Origin of the sequence: Burkholderia sp. LMG 13014, assembly GCF_905232215.1 — a bacterium.
Taxonomy (GTDB): domain Bacteria; phylum Pseudomonadota; class Gammaproteobacteria; order Burkholderiales; family Burkholderiaceae; genus Burkholderia.
The window spans coordinates 1-2,820 of record NZ_CAJNKE010000693.1; the positions used below are offsets into that span (position 1 = coordinate 1).

Annotated in this window: 3 protein-coding genes; 1 reads left to right on the forward strand and 2 read right to left on the reverse strand. The window is 68.2% G+C overall.

The features are described from left to right. On the forward strand, window positions 1–1,406 hold a 1,406-nt coding region (locus JYJ84_RS33190), incomplete at its 5' end, for a SulP family inorganic anion transporter (protein ID WP_240201937.1). Window positions 1,407–1,498: 92 nt separating this feature from the next. Here the strand turns inward: JYJ84_RS33190 and JYJ84_RS33195 are convergent. Together JYJ84_RS33195 and JYJ84_RS33200 are read right to left on the reverse strand one after the other, a co-directional pair. Then, a complete protein-coding gene (locus JYJ84_RS33195) occupies window positions 1,499–1,738 on the reverse strand; it encodes a hypothetical protein (RefSeq protein ID WP_174957818.1) in 240 nt (79 codons plus the stop codon). Window positions 1,739–1,793: 55 nt separating this feature from the next. Next, the gene (locus JYJ84_RS33200) at window positions 1,794–2,444 is read right to left on the reverse strand and encodes a BON domain-containing protein (RefSeq protein WP_174957817.1); all 651 of its coding nucleotides are present in this window, start codon (window positions 2,442–2,444) and stop codon (window positions 1,794–1,796) included. Between the last annotated feature and the right edge of the window lie 376 nt (window positions 2,445–2,820).

Genomic DNA, 2,820 nt, shown 5'->3' on the forward strand with positions numbered 1-2,820 from the left:
GCATCCTGCTAGGCACACTCCGCCTCGGCTTCGTTACCGACCTGCTGTCGCGTCCGATCCAGTACGGTTACCTGAACGGCATCGCCATTGCGCTCGCGGTCGGCCGGTTGCCGGAACTGCTGGGCATGCCGGTATCGGGCGGCGACGTGTTCGGCAGCGTGCCGCGCATCGTGCATGCCCTCGTCGAACACCGGTTCTCCATTGCTTCGGCCCTGCTGGGCATCGCGGTGCTCGCGACCATTTTCCTGATGAAACGCGCGATGCCGCGGGCGCCCGGCATACTGATTGCCGTGCTGGCGGCAACCGTCGTCGCGCAGGTGTCGCCGCTGCACGGCGTCGCGACGGTCGGCGTGTTGCCGGCCGGCGCGCCCGTGGCGCACCTTCCGACCGTCTCCTTCGCCGATCTCGCCACGCTCGCGTCCGGCGCCGTCGCCGTCGCGCTGGTGTCGTTCGCCGACATCAGCATGCTGTCGCGCGCCCTTTCCGCACGCGCGGGCGATACGCCGGACCGCAACCAGGAACTGGTCGCACTGGGTGCCGCCAATCTGCTGGCCGGCGTGATGCAGGGCTGCGCAGTCAGCAGCAGCGCGTCCCGTACGCCCGTCGCGATTGCCGCGGGCGCGCAAAGCCAGGTCACGAATCTCGTCGCGGCGGCGTGCATCGCGATCCTGCTCTTTGCCGCGCCCGCGCTGCTGACCCGCGTCCCGCGCACGGCGCTGGCCGCCGTCGTGATCTATGCCGCGTTCGGCATCATGGACGTCCGTAGCGTCGTCCGGCTGTACCGGATGCGCCGCGGCGAATGCCTGATTTCGATGCTCTGCTTTGCCGGCGTGATCGGCATCGGCGTCGTGCCCGGCATCCTGCTCGCCAGCGCGCTGTCGCTGCTGTCGTTCGTGTGGCGCGCGTGGCATCCGTACGATGCGGTGCTCGGCCGGCTGGCCGGCGTGCGCGGCTATCACGACATCGCAAGGCATCCCGATGCCATCCAGACGCCCGGGCTCGTGCTGTTCCGCTGGGATGCGCCGCTCTTCTATGCGAACGTCGAGATTTTCTGCGAGCATCTGCACGCGGCCGTTGCGTCGTCGACATCCCCGGTCACGCGCATCATCGTCGCGTCCGAGCCGGTCACCGATATCGACGTCAGTGCCGCGGACCGGCTCGTGGCGCTTTGCAAGGAACTCCAGGAGCAGAAGATCGCGCTGGGCTTCGCGGAAATGAAAGGCCCGGTAAAGGATCGCCTGCGCGCGTACGGGCTGTTCGACGTCTTCGGTCCCGCCTGCTTCTTTCCGACGGTGACGGACGCCGTAGCACATCATGTCGCGCGGCAACGCGAACAGGCGCGCGACGACGAGCCGGTCTCGCGCCCCACGCCGCCGCCTGCCGCCGGAGATCGGGCGAGCGACTAGGCACGTCGCTGCACGTGCGATGCGGCGGTCATTGTATCGGAGGACGAACGAAATTCCGCTGCCCGTGCGACATGCTCGCGACCGCAGCCGCTTCAGACCGTAAACGTGTTCGACTTCCTCATCTCGACCCACGTCATCCCGGCGCGCAGCCCGTCCAGCGCGGCCTCGCGCTCGGTGTCATGGGTCCGGCTGTGCGCGAACGTACGCTCGCATGCGCCATCCGGCGACCTGAGCGTCACACGGATCCTGCAACGGTAGCCTCCCGTTTCGGTGGCGATCGTCTCGATCGCCACCGACCAGTCCGCGTCGTGTACCTCGCCTGACAGTGTCATCTGGCTTCCCTCCTGCATCCGCGCGGATGGCGCATCCGATTGCCGCGTACCGCGCTTACTCGACAACCAGGTCGTCGACGACGGCACGCACGCCGCGCGCCGACCACGCCGCACCGCGCACGGCCTTGCGTTCGGAGAACGAGCCGACCTTGCCGGACAGCCGCACGGTGCCATCGCGCACCTCGATCGCGATGTGCTTCGCCTCGCGCTCCGCATGGCGCATGATCGCGCGCTTGATGTTGCCGCCGATGTCGGCCGAGCCGACCGCACCCTGCACCGCGATATGGTCGGTCACGCCGGTCACGCTGCGCATCTGCGAGATCGCCCGCACGGCCAGATGGCTCTGGTAGGCCCACTCGACCCGGCCGGACAGGGTGATCCAGCCGTGTTCGACCTGCACCTTGACCGCGTCGTCGTGCAGCCCGACCGTCCAGTGCAGCACCGAGCGCACGGCGTTCGCGATGTCCTCGTCGGTGCGGACGTCGTCGTCCGGCAGATGCACGGTCATGTCGACGACGAGCGCCTTGACGCCGGCCACGCGGTTTGCCGCACGCTCGATCGCCAGTTTTTCCGCATAGCTCGGCGGATGACCCGAGAGCGTCACGATCCGGTTGACGACCTCGACACCGATACGTGTCGCGTCGATCGCCGGGTCGGACTCCAGTTCGTCCTGAACGTCCTGCTTCAACTGCTTGTCGGTTTTCATCGCCTGCACTCCTGTGAGCCGCGGCGCGTCGGTCCGCCGCACACCTCCAGATTTGCACACGCCCGGCCGTGGATCGCTGATGCAGGTCAACGGACGCCGCTCGACGCGCGTCGCGGCCTGCCGGTGCGCGGCTTGACCTCGGTCAAGCCGCTGCGGCCCGGCCGCCTTATCGTGAAATCGCCGATGCGCGACGTCCCAGGCAAGCACGGCGATGCTCCAAGGAGGCTCACATGACGGAACCGCAACTGTTGGCCTATTCGCCGGCGCCACCGGCAGCGCCGGTATCGCCACAGGGCGAATCCCCGGCCCTCATCGACCTGCCGCATCCGGACCTCGACGGCGGCCCGCCTTTGATGACGGCACTCGCGGCGAGAAT